The 19,449-nt window shown below is 53.8% G+C and carries 19 protein-coding genes; 10 read left to right on the top strand and 9 right to left on the bottom strand.

Annotated features, from left to right (window positions below; translation table 11 throughout):
• Positions 1-16 precede the first annotated feature (16 nt).
• Positions 17-682 (top strand): NAD-dependent epimerase/dehydratase family protein, encoded by a 666-nt coding sequence (locus ABD949_RS23405; protein ID WP_345247533.1) that lies wholly within the window; start codon positions 17-19, stop codon positions 680-682.
• An 8-nt stretch (positions 683-690) separates the two neighbouring features.
• Here the strand turns inward: ABD949_RS23405 and ABD949_RS23410 are convergent, their stop codons facing one another.
• Positions 691-1,695 (bottom strand): phosphotransferase enzyme family protein, encoded by a 1,005-nt coding sequence (locus tag ABD949_RS23410; protein ID WP_345247535.1) that lies wholly within the window; start codon positions 1,693-1,695, stop codon positions 691-693.
• Positions 1,696-1,770: 75 nt separating this feature from the next.
• On the opposite strand from ABD949_RS23410, the gene ABD949_RS23415 reads away from it, so the two are divergent.
• Entirely contained in the window at positions 1,771-2,310 is a 540-nt protein-coding gene (locus ABD949_RS23415) for a hypothetical protein (RefSeq protein WP_345247537.1), read from the top strand.
• A gap of 83 nt (positions 2,311-2,393) precedes the next feature.
• Here ABD949_RS23415 and ABD949_RS23420 read toward each other — a convergent pair whose 3' ends face one another.
• From ABD949_RS23420 to ABD949_RS23445, 6 genes are all read right to left on the bottom strand, one after another.
• A complete protein-coding gene (locus tag ABD949_RS23420) occupies positions 2,394-3,476 on the bottom strand; it encodes a Gfo/Idh/MocA family protein (RefSeq protein WP_345247539.1) in 1,083 nt (360 codons plus the stop codon).
• 131 nt (positions 3,477-3,607) lie between these two features.
• A complete protein-coding gene (locus ABD949_RS23425; protein WP_345247541.1) occupies positions 3,608-4,075 on the bottom strand; it encodes an RNA-binding regulator in 468 nt (155 codons plus the stop codon).
• A 96-nt stretch (positions 4,076-4,171) separates the two neighbouring features.
• A complete protein-coding gene (ypfJ, locus tag ABD949_RS23430) occupies positions 4,172-5,029 on the bottom strand; it encodes a KPN_02809 family neutral zinc metallopeptidase (protein WP_345247543.1) in 858 nt (285 codons plus the stop codon).
• A gap of 24 nt (positions 5,030-5,053) precedes the next feature.
• Entirely contained in the window at positions 5,054-5,203 is a 150-nt protein-coding gene (locus ABD949_RS23435) for a hypothetical protein (RefSeq protein WP_345247545.1), read from the bottom strand.
• A 111-nt stretch (positions 5,204-5,314) separates the two neighbouring features.
• On the bottom strand, positions 5,315-7,462 hold the full coding sequence (locus ABD949_RS23440; RefSeq protein ID WP_345247547.1) for a molybdopterin cofactor-binding domain-containing protein: 2,148 nt from the start codon (positions 7,460-7,462) through the stop codon (positions 5,315-5,317).
• Between the two features lie 101 nt (positions 7,463-7,563).
• Positions 7,564-8,022 (bottom strand): (2Fe-2S)-binding protein, encoded by a 459-nt coding sequence (locus tag ABD949_RS23445; RefSeq protein ID WP_345247549.1) that lies wholly within the window; start codon positions 8,020-8,022, stop codon positions 7,564-7,566.
• 268 nt (positions 8,023-8,290) lie between these two features.
• Here ABD949_RS23445 and ABD949_RS23450 point away from each other — a divergent pair, with 268 nt between their 5' ends.
• The 4 genes from ABD949_RS23450 (at position 8,291) to ABD949_RS23465 (ending at position 13,461) form a co-directional block, all read left to right on the top strand.
• Entirely contained in the window at positions 8,291-9,091 is an 801-nt protein-coding gene (locus tag ABD949_RS23450) for a 2Fe-2S iron-sulfur cluster-binding protein (protein ID WP_345247551.1), read from the top strand.
• Between the two features lie 19 nt (positions 9,092-9,110).
• Positions 9,111-10,124, top strand: coding sequence for an FAD binding domain-containing protein (locus ABD949_RS23455; protein WP_345247553.1), 1,014 nt, complete (start codon positions 9,111-9,113; stop codon positions 10,122-10,124).
• A 17-nt stretch (positions 10,125-10,141) separates the two neighbouring features.
• Entirely contained in the window at positions 10,142-12,262 is a 2,121-nt protein-coding gene (locus ABD949_RS23460; RefSeq protein ID WP_345247555.1) for a xanthine dehydrogenase family protein molybdopterin-binding subunit, read from the top strand.
• A gap of 182 nt (positions 12,263-12,444) precedes the next feature.
• Positions 12,445-13,461: an SMP-30/gluconolactonase/LRE family protein gene (locus ABD949_RS23465; protein ID WP_345247558.1), complete on the top strand. Its 1,017-nt coding sequence runs from the start codon at positions 12,445-12,447 to the stop codon at positions 13,459-13,461.
• A 100-nt stretch (positions 13,462-13,561) separates the two neighbouring features.
• Here the strand turns inward: ABD949_RS23465 and ABD949_RS23470 are convergent, their stop codons facing one another.
• Together ABD949_RS23470 and ABD949_RS23475 are read right to left on the bottom strand one after the other, a co-directional pair.
• Positions 13,562-14,296, bottom strand: coding sequence for a DUF4412 domain-containing protein (locus ABD949_RS23470; protein ID WP_345247560.1), 735 nt, complete (start codon positions 14,294-14,296; stop codon positions 13,562-13,564).
• A gap of 146 nt (positions 14,297-14,442) precedes the next feature.
• The gene (locus ABD949_RS23475) at positions 14,443-16,584 is read right to left on the bottom strand and encodes a M3 family metallopeptidase (RefSeq protein WP_345247562.1); all 2,142 of its coding nucleotides are present in this window, start codon (positions 16,582-16,584) and stop codon (positions 14,443-14,445) included.
• Between the two features lie 152 nt (positions 16,585-16,736).
• On the opposite strand from ABD949_RS23475, the gene ABD949_RS23480 reads away from it, so the two are divergent.
• The 4 genes from ABD949_RS23480 to ABD949_RS23495 all read left to right on the top strand — a co-directional run bounded on the left by ABD949_RS23480 (position 16,737) and on the right by ABD949_RS23495 (position 19,405).
• Positions 16,737-17,183, top strand: coding sequence for a hypothetical protein (locus ABD949_RS23480; RefSeq protein WP_345247564.1), 447 nt, complete (start codon positions 16,737-16,739; stop codon positions 17,181-17,183).
• 15 nt (positions 17,184-17,198) lie between these two features.
• The gene (locus ABD949_RS23485) at positions 17,199-17,462 is read left to right on the top strand and encodes a hypothetical protein (RefSeq protein WP_345247566.1); all 264 of its coding nucleotides are present in this window, start codon (positions 17,199-17,201) and stop codon (positions 17,460-17,462) included.
• A gap of 123 nt (positions 17,463-17,585) precedes the next feature.
• On the top strand, positions 17,586-18,710 hold the full coding sequence (locus ABD949_RS23490) for an ATP-binding protein (protein WP_345247568.1): 1,125 nt from the start codon (positions 17,586-17,588) through the stop codon (positions 18,708-18,710).
• A 314-nt stretch (positions 18,711-19,024) separates the two neighbouring features.
• Positions 19,025-19,405, top strand: a complete 381-nt coding sequence (locus ABD949_RS23495; protein WP_345247570.1) for a hypothetical protein — start codon at positions 19,025-19,027, stop codon at positions 19,403-19,405.
• Positions 19,406-19,449 lie beyond the last annotated feature (44 nt).

Consider the following 19,449-nt stretch of genomic DNA (forward strand, 5'->3'; position numbering starts at 1 on the left):
TTAGTCCAGAATAACTATGAAAATCAGAGCCATTATTACCGGCGCTACCGGCATGGTCGGCGAGGGCGTCCTGCACGAATGCCTGCAGCATCCGGATGTCGAACAGGTACTGGTCATCAACCGGAAGCCGGGCGGGGTATCTCACCCTAAGCTGCAAGAGATCATTCATAAAGACTTTTACAACATGTCGCCTATAGAAACTCAACTGACTGGCTACAACGCCTGTTATTTCTGCCTGGGCGTGTCCTCCGTCGGCATGAAAGAACCGGAGTTTAACCGCCTGACCTACGACCTGACGATGCATGTCGCGCAGACACTGGCCCGGCTGAACCCGGAGATGACATTTTGTTACGTATCGGGTGCGGGCACCGACGGCACCGAACAGGGCAACTCCATGTGGGCACGGGTGAAAGGCAAAACGGAGAACCACCTGATGGCGTTACCGTTCAAAGCGGCCTATATGTTCCGGCCGGGGTATCTGCATCCAACGCCAGGATTGAAAAATACCAAACCCTATTACGCCTATCTGTCGTGGCTGTACCCGGTCTTCAAAGCCGTTGCCGGGAATTACGTCAGCACCTTGCAGGAACTTGGCCGAGCTATGATCAACGTCACGCTGAGGGGGTATGATAAGCGGGTGCTGGAGGTAAAGGACATCCGGCAACTGGGGCAGGGTCGTTAATCGGTTTACTAGTGGACGGAGTGAGTGTACATGCCCATGTACCGGCGGATGAGGCCGACTCGTTCTTTCAGGTAACGGGGAGTGAAGAAGAAGTTGGACCAGTCGTCGAAGTTTTCGCGGGCAAAACTGAGGTAAAAGACCCAGAACATGAAGCCAAGGTAAGGCACGGCGGTAAGCTCATCGTCTGTCAAAGACCGAAGCTCCCGGTAGCCATCCAGAAACACCTGGTATTGCCGGTCGGCCTCTTCGGGTGCCATGCCCGCGTAGGTAACGGAGAAGAACAAATGCACCTGAAAGGAGGTGATGTCGCTGGCCAGATACCCTTTGCCGGCAAAGTCGAAATCGAACAGGGTCAGCTGACCGGCTTCATCGAAATGGAAGTTTTTGGGCAGGTAGTCGTAATGACAATACCCGTAGCCGAATGCAGCTGTGTCCAGGGTCTTCATCCGCCGGATAACGTGGTCGGCTGTTTCGGAGAGGTAGGTAAAACCTTCCGGATCGTGGTCGAAGGCAGTTTCTAACCGTTGCAAAGGCCGGATCAGCGTGGTATGGACATCATAGCTTTTACGTTCGTGCTGCAGGCTGATCCGGGCGGTAATGTTGTGGTTAAACGCCATTTCACGACCGACGGTTCGTAGTTGCTCATCCGTCAGATCATAAACAGGACTGCCGGGCGCAAAGCTGAACAGGACTCCATGCCGGGTACCTTCAGCCGCGTTGAATGCCTGAACGTATTCGCCCGCTGCATCCCCGATGGGATAAGATACCTTGGCACCTTCCGCTTTCATGATGTTCAGCAGTTCGACTTCTCCCTTAATCTCGGTGAGCGACCGGTGGGCGCTGCGGTATATTTTGAGAATATACTTAGTGGTCGCATCCTGTAGTAGATAGGTATCGCTGACGCCGTGCAACAGGAGCCGGCATGTTGCGTCTTTCAGGGCATACCGTTCTGCAATCCGGTCTTTCAGCGCCGAAGCCGCGAGGGTCGAATACTGGGTCGGGAAAATGGCCATCCGGATAAAGGTTTGTGTTGGTGTAGTGAAAAGTTATTTTTATTGGCGTTCTTAGCGTTTACGACTTCAACCACCATGAACCGTCAATTACCTTCCTTTGGGACGCTGGCCTTCAAGGCGGCTCTCACGCATACGGTCACCTACTTTCTCATGGGCTTCCTGGCGCTCACCCTGTTCGACTACCGCAACCTGTACGCCGATGAATCGGTACGCCAATTGATGCGACAGGTTAGTGAGCCCATCGTTATGGCCGGACCGCTATTCCAGCCGCTACGGGGGCTCTTGTTTGCCGTTGCATTTTACCCGGTACGGGACAAGTTCTTCGGAGAGCGCAGAGGATGGCTAATCAGTTGGCTGCTGTTGGCTATACTCGGTATTATCAATACGTTTGGGCCATCTCCCGGCTCCGTCGAAGGACTGATTTATACGGTATTGCCGGGCCGGTTTCATCTGATCGGCCTTCCGGAGGTATTGCTCCAGTCTTTTCTTTTTTCGGGCCTGCTCTACTACTGGGTCAACCATCCCCGGAAGAAATGGCTTACCTGGCTGATGGTTATTTTGTTTGTCCTGATTGTTGGCCTCATTACGCTTGGGATAGTTATGGGTAACCGATAAGCATAAGCGTGACGTTGGCGGTATGGTCAGGACAATAAAAAGCTCCGGGTCGATTACAACCCGGAGCCTTCAACATAAGGGGATTACAACAAAACCGGCTGGCCCGTCCGTACCGACTCGTCGCAGGCGAAGGCAATGCGGAGGCTGTTGACGGCGTCCTGCAGGTGATCGGTCATATCCAGATCATCCTGAATGGCTTTCAGGAAGAAGCGCTGCTCGCGGTTGCACAACTCCTGATGATCGGGCTCGTCCTGCATATCAATCCAGGTGTCGGCCTTTGTAAACTGGTCGTTCTGGTCCAGGGTGGCATGATGCACTCGCAGCGATTCGGTTTTGGTATGCGAGTCCACATCGTCGGATTTACCCGAGCCGCCGGCATTTTTGGCGACGATCGACACACAGCCTTTCGGACCAATTACATCTTTGACAAAAAACGCGGTTTCGCTCATCATTGGCCCCCAACCCGCTTCGTACCAGCCCACCGAGCCGTCGGCGAACCGGATCTGTAACTGGCCGTAGTTGTAATTACCGGCCGGAATCTCCTCCGTCAGCCGGGCACCAATGGCATTGACCTGTACGGGTTTCGAGCGGGTCATCTGGCACATCACGTCGATGTAATGAACGCCACAGTCGACAATCGGGCTGAGGCTTTTCATCAGGTTGCGGTGAACGGTCCACATACCGCCGTGGCTTTGCTGGTTTAAGTTCATTCGCATGACCAGCGGCCGGCCCAGGTCGTTGGCGATCTCCACAAATTTTTCCCAGGAGGGATGGTGGCGGAGAATATAGCCTACCACTACCTTTTTACCCGCTTTTTCGGCGGCAGCTACTACGCGTTCGGCGCCTTCAACGGTATCAGCCAGGGGCTTTTCGATAAAAACATGGCATCCCTGTTCGAGAGCCATGATGGCAAACGCTTCGTGGGTGTCGGGGTAGGTAGAGATGCAAACGGCATCAGGCCGGGTTGTTTGCAGCGCAGTGGCGTAATCGTCGAACAGGGCATAGCCACCGCCGAGTTTTTCATTCAGGACTTCTTTACTTTTTCCGGTGGAGACGATGCCGCAGATGTCGAATCCATCCAGCAATTGATACGCTTTGGCGTGAGACGAACCCATGTTGCCACAGCCGACAACGAGCACGCGCACGGGATTAGTTAATGTTGACATGCAAAAAGGTACTGACTAGAACGCTGAGGTACAGTAGTCTGTGAGAAGAAATAGAGACGAAACAGGTAAAATGAGACAGCAGGAGACCGCTATACTGATGATCAGTATAGCGGTCTCCTGCTGGAAGTGTCTTATTCGTATCGGCTGCCGCCACCCCGCCGGTTATCCCGGTCGCGATCACGGCCACCACCGCCACCGCCTTTGTTGTAGCCGCCACCACCACCGCCACCGCGATTGTAGCCACCGCCACCACCCCGGTTGAAGCCGCCACCGCTGCCGCCATTGCCACCACCGCGATTATATCCTCCTCCGGAGTTGCCTCCTCCTCCGCTGAAATTACTTCTTCTGGGACTGTCCCGCTTTTCTTCGGCTTCGTTTACCACGATTGTCCGGCCGCCAACCTCTGCACCGTCCAGCTCAGCAATGGCTTTTTTCGCTTCTTCTTCGTTAGCCATCTCCACAAACCCGAATCCCCGGCTCTTCCCCGAAAATTTATCCATTATGATCGTTGCCGAACTTACTTCTCCATACTCCTCAAAATACTCTCTCAACTCGTCGTCCTCCACCGAAAAGGGAAGACTACCTACGAAAATTTTCATGATTAACAGTTCTGTTAGAATGATTTGGTATTCGCTGACAAAATAGGGTTATTTTAACGAAAATCGCAGGGCTGCGATTAAATTGTTAAAAGATAATTATTGAAGGTTAGCATCTTCGCGGCTGTTAAAGGTATCACCCTGGTTGATGTCGCCGGTTTTAAAGCCTTTCGTGAACCAGTATACGCGCTGGGCGGAGGTGCCGTGGGTAAACGCATCGGGCACTACATAGCCCCGGCTTTGCTTCTGAATGCGATCGTCGCCAATGGCGTTGGCCGCCCGGAGAGCTTCTTCGATATCACCCTGCTCCAGATAATTTTTTTCCTGATTGGCATAGTGAGCCCAGACGCCAGCCAAAAAATCGGCCTGGAGTTCGAGCCGTACCGAAAGCTGATTGTTTTCAACTTTGCTGAGTCTACCCCTTAGTTGTGAGACTTTATCCGTAATCCCCCATTCGTCCTGTATGTAGTGAGCGACCTCGTGGGCTACTACGTAGGCCATGGCAAAATCGCCGGGTGCATTGAACCGGGTATGGAGCTCATCGTAAAAGGAAAGATCAATGTACAGTTTTTTATCGCCAGGGCAGTAAAAAGGACCCATGGCGGCCGAGGCCGTGCCACATCCGGATTGCGTACTTCCCCGGAAAAGCACCAGGATCGGAGGCCTGTACTGTTCACCCTGTTGAGCCAGCACCTTGGTCCAGATATCTTCTGTACTGGCCAGCGTGGTTTTGACAAAACGGGCGGCCTCATCGTCCTGCGGGTTGGTCGTTTGTGTCTGCGACGCGGCTCCCGGATCGGATTCGGTACCAATATACGAAGACGGGTCGCCACCCAGCAGGTAAATAATAACCGCAATAATGACGGTGCCCAGCCCACCGCCTACCACCATTCCCGTACCACCGCTTCCCCGGCGGTCTTCTACGTTTCCGCTTTCGCGCCTACCTTGCCAACGCATGTTTATTTTTTGGATTAGACCTTTTCATGCATTCAACCAGCGTATGTCCGATTTGTTTGACAGAGGCAGGGGAATGGGAGGGAAGTTATTGTAGCGGTGTTCATCCACCGGCCCGCCGGCGTGCTTGGTGACGCGGATGAATGAGGTGCGCATCTGTGAGCGGATACACTGCATAAGAGGTCTGTCTGGCACGAGCGTTACAAACGCTCGTGCCGCCCGTCTCGCGATATAATCGCGGACGAGCGGGAGACGAGCGAAACAGGCAAGACGAGTTTCGATAGAAGTCTAAGACACGCCTTTAAACAAATCCTGCTCGGCAAACGGCTGGCTGTACAGGCGCTTGCCGGTGGCCTTGAAAAAGGCATTGGCAGCGGCTGCACCCGTCGGCGGCAGGGCGGGTTCACCCAGCCCCGTGGGGTCAACGCCGTTGTCGACAAAATGCACGTCGATCTCGGGAATCTCGTTTAGCCGAATCAGCCGGTAATTGTTGTAGTTGGTTTGCTCAGGAGCGCCATTCTGGAAGCTTAACCGGCCGTACATGGCGTGACCGAGTCCATCCACGATACCGCCCATGATCTGCTGACGGGCACCGCTCTGGTTGACCACAATGCCGCAGTCGGCGGCTGCGTAGATCTTCTGCAACACCGGTTTCCCTTTCTGCATGACTACTTCGCCTACCTGCGCCACGTACGACAGGTGCGAATAGTACACGCTGAAGCCCTGGGCTACATCTTTTTTCTTACCCCAGTTTGATTTCTCAGCCGCCAGTTTAATGACGCCGATCATCCGGTCGACGTCGTATTTGATGTCGCCCACCGGCGTCTTCTTTGCTTTTTCGAGCAGGTCCAGCCTAAACTGAACCGGATCTTTGCCGGCGGCCTGCGCTACTTCGTCCAGGAACGACTGCTCAGCAAAGGCCAGGAAGTTGGTAATCGGTGCCCGCCAGGCTCCCGTAGTAATCGGCGATTTATGGTCGACGGAATCGATCAGCAGATTCGGCACGGCACCCGAGGGGAAGTTGTTTTCCCGCGTTGCGTTGCCGGCGTTTATACTGGCTCCGCGTAACCGGTAACCGATCATATTCCCCTGGGCATCCAGCGCGGCCTCAAAGCGGTACCGAACGGCCGGACGGTAGCTACCGCCGGTCATATCGTCTTCGCGGGTCCAGACCACCTTGACCGGCGCTTTTACCAGCCGCGATACCTCCACCGCATCGTGCACATAGTCGGCTTTGAGCCGGCGACCGAAGCCACCACCCTGACGGGTCAGGTCAACGGTAACCTTATCGGGGGGAATGCCCAGGAGTTTTGCGGTTTCGTTACGGGCCAGTTCAGGGGTTTGCGTGGGTCCAATGAGTTCGGCACTGACCGCTTTATCGCCTTCGAACTTCACGTGGGCAAAAAAGTTCATCGGCTCCATGGGGCTGTGCGGCAGGAACGGACACTGGTATTCGGCCTTCACGACCTTAGCCGCGCTCTTGAAAGCAGCCTCCACATCACCGTCCTTCCGCCGAACGGTACCGTTGCCGCTGTCGAGCATTTCCCTGAACAGGCGGTTGTGATCGCTGGTGCTTTCCAGTTCATCGGCCTTTTCGTATTCAGCCTTGACGGCATCCCGCGCTTTCTTTACCTGCCAGGTCGATTTGCCGACGATCGCTACGTTGTCTTTAAACGTCACCACGTCCACAATCCCCGGCATGGCCTTGGCGGCAATGGCATCCACCGATTTCAGCTTATAGCCAAACGCGGGCGGGTGCTGCACCATGGCGATCAGCATTCCCTCGCGTTGGGTATCCAGACCGAACAGGGGTTTACCGGTTACGATTCCTTTGTTATCCACGTTTCTGACCGTACTACCGATCAGCTTGAAATCTTTTTTGTCTTTCAGCTTCACATCCGTGGGTACGGGTACCTGAGAAGCCTCCTGCGCCAGTTCACCGTACGTAGCCTTGCGCTTGCTGGCTGCGTGAAGAACGGTTCCTTTGTTGGTCGTTAGTTCACCCACCGGCACGCTCCAGCGTTTGGCGGCTGCTTCCATCAGCATCTGGCGGGCGGTAGCGCCGGCTTTCCGCAGCCGTTGCCAGGAATGCGGGATAGAGCCGCTACCCCCGGCCACCTGGCGCTCAAAGCGTTTGGAGTCCAGCGGGGCCTGGAGGACTTTAACCTTCGTCCAGTCGACATCCAGTTCTTCCGCGACGATGATCGGGAACGCCGTTTTAATACCTTGTCCCACTTCGGGGTTGGGCGATAGGATGGATACAGTGCCGTCGGGGGCAATGGACAGGTAACTATTAAACTCAACGGGGGCGACAGCGGAAGAGCCGTCGGCTTCTATATGATCCAGGGCACGGGTGCCGGTCCAGGTAAAGCCCAGCAGTAAACCACCGCTACCAGCCGCCGTCCATTTCAGAAAATCACGTCTTGAGGTTGACATACATCAAATGAGTTTGAAGTTTGTTGTTTCGTGTTGCAGGTTTTATGGTTCAAGTTGGCGGATAGCTGACAACGCGGAACCTGAGACCTGAAACAATCAAACTATTTTTTAGTAGCAGCTACCTGAACGGCCTGACGGATACGGTGGTACGTGCCACAACGGCAGATATTGCCCGACATGGCTGCGTCAATCTCAGCCGTAGACGGTTTCGGATTGCGCTTCAGGAAGGCGGCCGCCGTCATGATCTGACCGGCCTGACAATAGCCGCACTGCGGTACGTCGACTTCATCCCAGGCTTTCTGAACCGGATGGTCGCCGTTGACGGACAGGCCTTCGATGGTCGTAACTTTAGCGGAACCGACGGCAGATACCGGCAGCACGCAGGAGCGGGTAGCCTCGCCGTTGAGGTGGACCGTACAGGCGCCACACGCAGCGATACCACATCCATATTTGGTGCCTACCAGGCCCAGATTGTCGCGCAGTACCCACAGCAACGGGGTATCCGGCTCGACATCCGCCTGATAGTCACGGCCGTTGATTTTTAATTTGAATTGGGCCATGGTTTAAACGTTATAGAGATAGGGTTATAATCCGGACCAAATTACAAAATTCTCAATAAACGATTGGTCCTCAGGGTAAGAAAGACACAGACCATTTTGAAACTACTCAGTCGTGCTTTGCGGACATATCTGCTTTTCGGTCGGCCGCCCTCCACGGCCCGGCGCGTAAAACAATTGCGGCAATAGCCGGTTAAATCTGTCAGCCTTCCGGCCAAAATTCCACCCCTCCAGTTTTTATAGGAACGAACGGTATCTCCCCAGGATGTGTATGAACGAAGAAAACCAATCCCCGCAACTTACGGAAGACGAAAAGAAGCTGTTTGAAGAGCTGATGCCGGAGGACCTCGATGAGATTCTGGAGACAGGCGTCAACCGGCGGCATTTTCTAAAACTGATTGCCCTGGCTAGTGGCGGAGTGCTGGCCGCGCAGTCGGCAGCCGCCGAGCAGGTTTTAACCCGACCCATTGAGGGTCCGGTAACGGACTTTTCCCCAACCACGATCGAAAACGGCGTCAACGTTTCCTTCAACGTAAATGGGTCGGCCAGAAAGCTCACGGTAGATTCCAGAATGACGTTGCTGGATACCCTGCGCGAAAAACTTGACCTCACCGGCTCCAAAAAAGGCTGCGACCACGGGCAATGCGGGGCCTGTACGGTGATCGTCAACGGCAGACGGGTATTGTCCTGCCTGACCCTAGCTGCCAGTTGCGAGGGGAAAACGGTACAAACCATTGAAGGGCTGGCTCAGAGTGACACGGGTTCGGCGGTTCGGTTGCATCCGATGCAGGAGGCTTTTCTGAAACACGATGGGTTTCAGTGCGGCTTCTGTACACCGGGGCAGATCTGTTCGGCGGTTGCGCTGCTGGAAGAGGCCAAAAATGGTCACGTCAGCTACGTGACCGAAAACATCCGCAGAACAGCGGGGCCGGTTCAATTATCGACCGAGGAGATTCGCGAACGTATGTCGGGGAATCTGTGTCGTTGCGGGGCGTATCCCAATATTGTGGCGGCTATTCAGGAAGTGTACAGCGGGAAACCCGTCGGGCAGACCTGGCAATTTGTAGGCTAACTCCTTACCCCAGCGATTTATGAGACCATTTAAATACACTAGCGCCAACGATGCATCGGCGGCCGTGAATCTGGTGACGGGTAACCCCAATGCCCGGTTTCTGGCCGGCGGCACCAACCTGCTGGACCTGATGAAAGAGGATGTGGAGCGCCCCGATGAACTGATCGACATCACCCGCCTGCCGCTTACCCAGATCAGGCGCCTGACCACCGGCACCAACCAGGGGGGCATTACGATCGGTAGTCTCGGGACGAATACCGATGCCGCCAACCATCCGCTGATCCGGCAAGACTACCCGCTATTGACGCAGGCGATCCTGGCCGGTGCTTCCGGACAGATACGCAACATGGCGACCAATGGCGGCAACCTGTTGCAGCGAACCCGCTGCCCGTACTTTTATGACGTGGCAATGCCCTGCAACAAGCGCGAACCGGGCACGGGCTGCGGGGCCCTGGAAGGCATCAACCGGATGCATGCCATCTTTGGCTGGTCCGAGAAATGCGTTGCGGTCTACCCGTCGGATATGGCCGTTGCGCTGGCCGCGCTGGATGCGGTCGTGAAAGTCAGCCCGCCGGGAGGAAAGGAGCGTATGATCCCGTTTGCCGATTTTCACCGGCTGCCGGGTGATACGCCCGAAAAAGATACCAATCTGAATCATGGCGAACTGATTACGGCTATTGAGCTGCCGAAAAACCGGTTTGCTGATCACGCTTATTACCTCAAAGTGCGCGACCGGTCTTCGTACGCGTTTGCGCTGGTATCGGTGGCCGCTGCTCTCGACCTGCAGGGTGCCGGCAACCGGATCGCCCAGGCTAGAATTGCCCTGGGTGGGGTAGCGCATAAGCCCTGGCGGGCGCTGAAAGCCGAGCAATTGCTGGTGGGCAAAGAAGCCACCGAAGCGAACTTCAGACTGGCGGCCGAAGCAGCAATGGCAGACGCCAGACCGCTGGCACATAACCGATTCAAAGTTGAACTGGGAAAACGGAGCATTGTCCGGGCGTTGCACATGGCCCTGACCGGAGGTAAAGCCTGATTTTAGCCAATATTCCTATGCAAGAGAAAGAGAACGTAGTCGGTACCCCGATCAGCCGCATCGATGGACTAGCCAAGGTAACCGGCAAAGCCGATTATTCAACAGACCACCCGGTTAAGAATGCCGCTTACGCCATTCTGTTTAAAAGCACCATTGCCGCCGGCCGGATTACAGACATCGATACGGCCGAGGCCGAAAAAGCGCCCGGCGTGCTGGCCGTAATTACCCATAAGAATGCCCCCAAACTCAACGTGAAAGGTGGTCTGCGCGGAGGAGCAATGCTGCAGAGCCCGGTGGTGGAGTTTTACGGACAGCATATCGGCATTGTTGTTGCCGAAACCTTTGAACAGGCCCGGCATGCTTCGCATCTGGTTAAGGTAACCTACGATAAGGCTGCGGCCAGGGTCGATTTTGATAAACTGGTCGGCGAAGCGGTCCGGCCAAAGGATAAAGAAGATGAAAAGCGTGGCGACGCGAAGGCAGCCTTACGGGCGGCCGAAATTGCCTTTGAAGCGGTGTATGCCACGCCTATTGAGCACCATCATCCGCTGGAGCCCCATGCCACCATTGCCGAATGGAACGGAGGCCAGCTAACGCTTTATAACAGCTCGCAGATTGTCAACGGTGCTCAGAATGCTACGGCGGCTACGCTGAATATCAAACCGGAACAGGTACGCATCATTACCCCGTATATCGGGGGCGGCTTTGGCTCAAAAGGAGGGCAGTGGGCCAATCTGGTGCTGACGGCGGTGGCGGCTAAACAGGTAAACCGACCGGTCAAGCTGGCCCTGACCCGCCAGCAAATGGTTAACTCCGTTGGGCTGCGGCAGCATAATCACCAGAAAATGAGCCTGGGGGCTACCAAAGACGGGAAGTTAACGGCGTTAGCACATGAGATTACGACCCACTGCGCCATTAACGAAGAGTTTGTGGAGCCATGCGGAGACTGCTCCAAACTCATGTATGCTGTTCCTAATTCGCTTATTACCTACCGGGTGGTACCCATGAACCTCATCCTGCCGACGTACACACGCGGTCCGGGAAAAGCGACGGGAAGCTTTGCGCTGGAATCCGCCATGGACGAACTGGCGTATAAACTCAACATGGACCCGGTCGGGTTTCGTCTGAAGAACGAGCCGGCGCGTGATCCGTCCAACGGCAAACCATGGTCCTCGCGCACGACGGTTCAATGTTTAACGGAGGGAGCCAAAGCCTTCGGCTGGGAAAAGCGTAAACTGGAACCCCGCCAGCTGCGGGACGGCAATACCCTGATTGGCTACGGAGTGGCCTGCGGTACCTATCCGGCTCGGCAGCGGCCGAGTTCCGCGCTGGTGAAGCTGAAGCGGGAAGGCAGTGATGTAACGGCAATCGTCGAACTGGCCGCGGCCGATCTGGGCACGGGCACGTATACCATCCTGACCCAAACAGCGGCCGATGCGCTGGGTTTACCGCTGAACAGAATAAATGTCCGGATTGGCGATTCAACGCTGCCGCCGGCCGCCGGTTCGGTGGGTTCAGTCGGCGCGAGTAGCTACGCCAACGTGGTCAATGATGCCTGCATCAAGATTACGGACGAATTGATGGCCCGGTCGGGTAAGCAGTATTACACCCGCCCGACGGCTTCGCAGTTAATGATTTCGGAAAAAATTGACAGCTATCAGACGCGGGTGGATTCCGATGCGCCGGAAGGGGCCGACGAGTACTCCTCGCACAGCTTTAATGCCAATTTTGCCGAGGTACGGGTCGATATGGCTACCGGCATGGTTCGCGTGTCCCGTTTTCTGGCCGTGACCGGAGCCGGTAAAATTCTGAATCCCAAAACGGCCCGTTCGCAGATTATCGGGGGTGTTGTCTGGGGCATCGGCATGGCCCTGACCGAGGAGTCGGTGGTTGACCCACGCTGGGGTAACTTTGTAACCCGTTCACTGGCCGATTATCACGTACCGGCCAATCTGGATATCGGTACGATGGAAGTCCTGTTTGTCAGGGAAGAGGACACCCGCTCCAACAAAATGGGCGTTAAGGGAATCGGAGAAGTGGGCATCGTCGGCGTAGCAGCCGCCGTCGCCAATGCCGTATTCAACGCCACCGGCAAACGCATCCGGGAGCTGCCTATGACACCGGATAAACTTCTGTGAGACGGTAGTTCGTAGTCGTCGGCAGTGTAAAGCATTCTTTCTCAGGCTTGAAGTTGGCTGAACGCTCCGGGTTGATTTCCGGGCGGCAGAGGGCTTACTAACGAACCAGAGGGATAAAGAGCTATACCAGAAACAATACACACCTGATAGGGTTGATAGGCCATATATCCGAAGTTCGAATTATGGCAGATCAAACCACAACCGCAACCAATCAACTAACAAACGTAGCCACGTTTACCGGTGAGCAGGTAACCGGCCTCACCATGAGCCACGATGGCCGGCTGTTTGCCTGCTTTCCCCGGTGGCGCGACCGCGTCCTGTATTCCGTAGTGGAGGTGCTGCGGGATGGCAGCTACAATCCCTACCCCAATGATTCGTGGAACCACTGGAAAGGGCATCCGCAGGAGAACAAGTTTACCTGCGTACAGTCCATCATTGCCTATGGCAACTCGCTTTTTGTGCTGGACCCGGCCAGTCCGGAGATGAAAGGGGTAATTGGCAACCCGACCCTGTACGAATTTGACCTGAACAGCGATACGCTTAAGAATAAGTGGGTCTTCGACCGGAAGGTGGCGCCGGAGCAGTCGTACCTGAACGATATGCGGCTGGACGAGGAACTGGAGAAGATGTATATCACCGAATCAGGTATGGGCGCTATTATCGTACTGGACCTGCCGACCGGCGTCGCCAACCGCCTGCTTGATAAGCACCCATCCACCAAAGCCGAAGATGTCTACCTGACCATTGAGGGTAAAAAGTGGCTGAAAGACGGCAAGCAGCCGCAGATGCACGCCGACGGCATTGCCCTCTCGACCGACAAGGAGTTTTTGTACTACCACGCGCTGACTGGCTACCACCTGTATCGCGTACCGACCGAAGCGCTGATCAACGATGATGTTGACGAAGCTGAACTGGCTCAGCAGGTCGAGGATTTGGGCAAAACCCCGGCCCCGGACGGCATGATCGTTGACCTGAACGGCAACCTGTATATGGCCGACCTGGAGAACAACGCAGTGATGTACCGAACCCCCGATGGACAGTTCAGGACATTAGTGCAGGATGAGCAGATCAAATGGGCCGATACCTTCACCCTCGATCACCAGGGTAACCTGCTGTTCACTACTTCCCGTATTCACGAAGCGGTCGGGGATATATCGGAAATGGAATTCCACATCTTCAAGGTGCCGCTGGCGCGGTAATAACCGACCGCCGGTAACGTACTCTTCTTCGGCCTGATCCATGCCTGTCTATGTGGGCAATAGGGTCAGGCCCATTATTTTGTTCGTAGGACGCTTGTTTCTATTGGCGGCTTTTTTGCCGCTTCTGCATCTCCTGCATGAGCTTTTGCCGTTCGGCAGGGGAGAGGTTTCCCATCCGCTGCATATCCGGGGCATCTACTTTTTTATAGTCTTTGGGGATTAGAAACAGGGAGGCTGCTACAGGTTTGGTGTCGTATCGTTCCAGTTCCATCAGCATTTCTCCGCGGCCGGTGCTGGTGGCCATTCTCACAAAAAGACCATCAACGCCTTTCTTTTTCAATTCGTTGTACAGGTTTTCGTCACCCATACTACGGTTAGATCGTATCATGGCCTGCATACCGGCGTAGCCGGGAATTTCTTTGGTTGTCCAGACATCCATTGTACCCTGCCCCATGCTGATCTCGGCATGTGTGGTATTCAGGTTCCTGATTTTTTCTTTACCAATTACGTTAACCGTAATCTTCTGACTACCGGCAGTTTTCTGTGCATCGGCAAGGGACGTTTCGCTGTACGTTTTAGTAGCTTCGTTCAGCATATACAGGGTATTGGGCTTATTTGCCAGCAGCAGTACCGTTTGCTTCATGGGCCGTGAAACGCCGGGCAGCGCCACGTTTACTTCCGTCCGGACATTGCCATTGGCATAGTACATCTTACTGGTGGAGGACACGGACTGGTTACCGCCCATCATGGTCGTTTTGTATTCGACGGTGCCCTGCTGCGCCCAACTGAGGGAAGAGGAGAGTAGGGCCGCGACAAAAATCAGGAGTTGTTTCATCGTTTTAGTTTTAAGGTAACGGTTGTGTAATCAGACCGCTACGGTGGCCAATTGTTTAGTAGTCTTTTACCTGTAACGCAAAACCGGCCATTTCAACTACCGAAGTAGCCGAAATAGCCGGTTGCCGGAACGCATTTTGACACCTGTTAAATCTCCTTCAACAATCCTCGTTTGCGGAGCAGCGGCTTAATGTCGGGCTCGGCACCGCGGAAGTTTTTGTACAGCGACATAGGCTCGTCGGTACCGCCCCGCTCCAGCACATTTTTGCGGAACGACTGAGCTGATTTCTGGTCAAATAAGCCTTTTTGTTTGAACACCTCAAAGGCGTCCGAATCCAGTACCGCCGACCAGATGTAGCTATAATAACCGGCCGAGTAGCCACCCGCGAATACATGCTGGAAGTACGTACTGCGGTAACGCGGAGGAATCTGGTCGATCAGACCAATCTTATCCATCGCCTGCTTTTCAAACGATACGATCTCATTGGCCGATGGGGTCTCGCCCGGTTTCAGGGTGTGATACGCCATATCGAGCAGCGATGCCGCCAGGTATTCGCCAGTGGTAAAGCCCTGGTTAAACAACTGGCTCTTTTTGATCTTTTCGATCAAAGCGTCGGGGATAACTTCACCGGTTTTATAATGTTTGGCGTAGAGCTTGAGCATTTCCGGCTCGGGAGCCCAGTTCTCCATGATCTGCGAGGGTAGTTCCACAAAGTCACGCGGTACCGCCGTACCCGACTGGCTGCCGTATTTTACGTTGGACAGCAGACCGTGTAGCGCGTGGCCAAATTCGTGGAAAAACGTTTCGGTTTCGTCCATCGTAAGCAGGGCCGGAGTATCACCGGTCGGCTTGGAGAAATTACACACGATGGATACCACCGGAGTAACCTTCTTGCCGTTCTCCACTTCCTGCCGCCGGTAGCTGGTCATCCAGGCACCACCGCGCTTGCTGGCGCGGGGGAAGAAATCCATGTACATGATGCCGATATGACGACCGTCGGCTTCTTTTACTTCGTAGGCTACGACATCTTCGTGGTAAACGGGCAGGTCGGTACGCTTCTCGAAGCGCAGGCCGTAGAGCTTGTTGGTCAGGGTGAAAATACCGTCGCGGACGTTGTCGAGTGAGAAATAAGGCCGTAGCTCCTGCTCATCGAGGGCGTATTTTTCTTTCCGCAGTTTCTCGGCGTAGTATCGCCAGTCCCAGCCTTCGAGCTTCTGGTTTTTTTCCCGGCGGGGATCGGCATCTTTGTCCATCAGCGCCTGTAGTTCGGCCGCTTCCTGTTTGGTTACGGGCACGGTGGCTGTCCAGAGCTGGTTGAGCAGTTCGCTTACCTTGGCCGGCGTTTTTGCCATGCTTTCTTCCAGTACGTAGGCTGCGTGGTTATCGTAGCCCAGCAGCTGCGCTTTTTCGGCACGCAGCGCCACCAGGCTGGCCATAATGACTTTGTTATCCTGGGCGTTGTTATGGTTACCCCGCTCCAGATACGCCTTATAGATCTGCTCCCGCAGGTTTCGGTTGTCGGCATATTGCAGAAACGGCATTACACTCGGGTTTTGCAGGGTAAAGACCCACTTACCGGTCAGGTTCCGCTTTTTGGCATCGTCGGCTGCGGCCGCAACCACCGATTCCGGCAGACCGCTCAGGTCTTCTTTTTTGTCGATGACCAGGGTGTAGGCGTTGTTTTCGGCCAGCAGATTCTGACCAAACTTCAGCGTCAGCACCGACAGTTCGCCGTTGATCTTCCGCAGGCGCTCCTGCTTTTCGGGCGATAGCGCGGCTCCGCTCCGGACAAACCCTTTATAGGTTTTTTCGAGCAGGCGTTTCTGATCGCCGGTAAGCTTGAGGCTATTGCGCTGATCGTATACGGTCTTTACGCGCTGAAACAGCACCGGGTTCAGGTTAATATCGTCGTAGTGTTTCGACAGGCGGGGGGCAATAGACTGGGCCAGTTTTTGCAGCGCTTCGTTGGTGTTGGCGCTGTTCAGGTTGGCAAAGACAGTGTTTACCCGCTGCAGCAGGTTTCCGCTCGCTTCCAGGGCCTCGATGGTGTTGGCGAAGGTCGGCGTAGCTTTCTGGCTGGTGAGGGCCGCAATTTCGGCCGCCTGCTGTTTCATGCCTTCCTCCAGGGCGGGCTCAAAATGCTCCGGCCTGATCTTGTCAAAAGGCGGAACCCCGGAGGGTGTATTGTAGGGACTAAAGAACGGGTTTTGTGAAGTAGGGGTTTCCTTCACCTGCGCAGATGCCGCCAGCACGGTTGCCGACAGCAGGAGGGCAAGGGTTACTTTCATAAAGGAGATGAAAATTTAGATGAAGTAATGCAAGTACCTTACGAAAAAACGGGCAGATGCACAGATTCGTTCCCGACGCCGGCAAATGCCGGTTTGTCATATCTCGAAACCGTTGCCCCCGCTGCGTAGTTGTGATACAAATCCTATCAACTATGTATATCTCAACGTTTTTTATAAAGAAACACCCGTACCGGACCCCTGCATGCTGGGTAAAAGGGGTTAACCTGCTGTTTCTGGTCGGGCTGGGAATCGGCTGGACGGGCTGTAGCCAGCATTTGCAATCCAACAATGCGTCGAACCGGGGTGAACGCCTGGAGGTGAAAATAGGTGAGATCAAAGAAGTAGCCTTACCTGGTATCATTGTCAACCCTGTTGAATTAATCGGGACCAGCGAGAACAAGGAAATTGTGGAGGTCTCCCGTCGCCGGCTTACCGCCCCGGTTGATACCCTGAAACCCAGCGATTCGGGCCCGTCCGTATTTGAAATCAAAGGGATAACCACTGGCACCGCCCGCGTTACCTTCTCGGAAAAGCGCACCGACGGCAAAGGGCGGGAGAAGATCCGGAAAGCCTACGTGGTGAAGGTGGTGCCCAACTAAACAGACACAAACGTTATGAAAAAGCTATTGATACTTGGCTGGCTGCTGACGGTCAGCCTGTGCGGGTTCGCCCAGGAGGTCAACACGACCAAACAGGATATAAAGGCCACCCAGCCCCCCCGTACAACCAACCACAACCGGCAGGCCATGGAAAAGGCCCGTAAGAAGCGCCAGAAAGCCAGCGACGCCCGCCAGGCCGCCAGCGATACCCTCCAGCAACCCCGGCTGCGTCCCGACTCACTCCGACGCGGTGGGGCAATGAAGGTTGATACGTTATAAGGGATAGGATAGGAGTAAAGGGTGTAGGGAGAACTTACCGCTGTTTTCTCGATGTATTGGTTTGTCTAGTCAGAAAATTTAGCTTAATTTTCGGAGTATAGTCGGAATATTAAGCTAAATTTTATGATTAGGCGTATAGTCAGTGGGGCTATTCAGGAGAACTTCTTTAAAAAAAAGGCCATATTACTGTTAGGGCCAAGGCAGGTTGGGAAAACGACGCTGTTACGCCAACTTGCCGAGACCGGTTCATCCGGTGTTCTGTACCTGAACTGCGATGAGCCTGATGTGCGTGAGGATTTGCAGAATACAACCAGTACGGCACTTCGGGTGCTGCTGGGGGACAAACAGGTAGTGTTCATTGATGAAGCTCAGCGGGTGCCGGGTATTGGGCTCACGCTGAAGCTGCTGGTTGACCAGTTTCCGGATGTTCAGGTGATTGCTACAGGCTCTTCTGCGCTGGAACTGGCCGGTGGTGTACAGGAGTCTTTAGCCGGGCGTAAGTTTGAGTATCATTTGTATCCGCTATCCACGGCAGAAATGGTGGCGCATACATCCCGGCGCGATGAGCAGCGGTTGCTGGAGCAGCGCTTAATCTACGGCTTATACCCCGAAATAGTCAATCACCCTGCCGAATCGGCCCGGCGACTGCTGGAGCTGGTGGATGGTACCTTGTATAAAGACGCCCTTGCCTTACAGGATGTGCGAAAACCGGCGGTGCTGCAAAAGTTGCTGGTGGCGCTGGCCTTACAGGTAGGCAGTGAGATTTCGTACTATGAACTGGGCCAGACGGTAGGCACCGACCCCGTTACGGTTGAACGGTATATAACGTTGCTGGAGCAATCGTACGTACTATTTCAGGTGGGTGCGTTAAGCCGTAACCTGCGCAACGAACTGAAGAAGAGTAAGAAAGTATATTTCTACGACAATGGTATCCGGAACGCCCTCATCAAAAATTTCAATCCGTTAGCTCTGCGGAACGACAGTGGTGCCTTATGGGAAAACTTCATGATTAGTGAGCGCATCAAGTTCAACCACTATGCCGGTTTGCGGCCCAACTACTATTTCTGGCGGACGCATGCCCAGCAGGAGATCGACTGGATCGAAGAAGCCAATGGGCAGCTGCTCGCCATTGAATTCAAATGGAACGCTAAAGCGAAGGCCCGCATTCCGAACACCTTTTTGCAAGCGTATCCGGACGCTACACCAGTAGGAATTACGCCTGAGAACTATTTACAGTTTTTAATTTAGCCGTTTTATGAAATTGATATCATTACTATTACTATCAGCTATTTGGTAATCCTGTGAACGGGTGCAATTCAAAACTACCAACAACCTCTTATCATCTATTTGTTTAATGCAAAATTTGTCTTATCAGATTATGTCAAAGTGCTATTTACAGCTAAATGGTAGCTAGATACGACGAAAATAGCGACTTTTAGACATCAAATAGTAAAATGGATATTTGGTGTTGATAGTTTTGAATTGCACCTATTTGATTCTTTATGCTGTTACAAGGAATTATTTATCCTTAGACAACTCCTTGTATAAAATCGACTTTAAGTATGGACACAATTAATAGTTTACTAAGTGAAGAATCTATAAAGATTTTAAAACAAATCTTAGGTGCTGTAGAAATAGGAATTTTTGCCAGATCAGCTCACTTTTCGCTTAACCGTAGTCAACAAATTGAAATACCCTTTAATGAAATTATCTTTCAACATCAGCACCAAGGACTATCTACGCAAGCTGTTAAATTAACGAGTAGTTGGTTAGATTCTGGGAGCACCGGTGATGTGTACAAGCTAGAATTAGAAAGCCAACCGGATTTTACTCCTGATTTCCATCTGTATCCTGATCTAAGGGTCTATATGCGTTGTCAGATTAAGAACGTGTTTAAAAATGGAGCGCTGGGGTTAGAAAAAGCGGAAATCAGCCTATCTTGAGGGTTAATCCGACCAAAGATGTACCCCTCCGACTTGACTGATTC

It is taken from the genome of Nibrella saemangeumensis, assembly GCF_039541915.1.
Taxonomy (GTDB): Bacteria; Bacteroidota; Bacteroidia; order Cytophagales; family Spirosomataceae; genus Nibrella; species Nibrella saemangeumensis.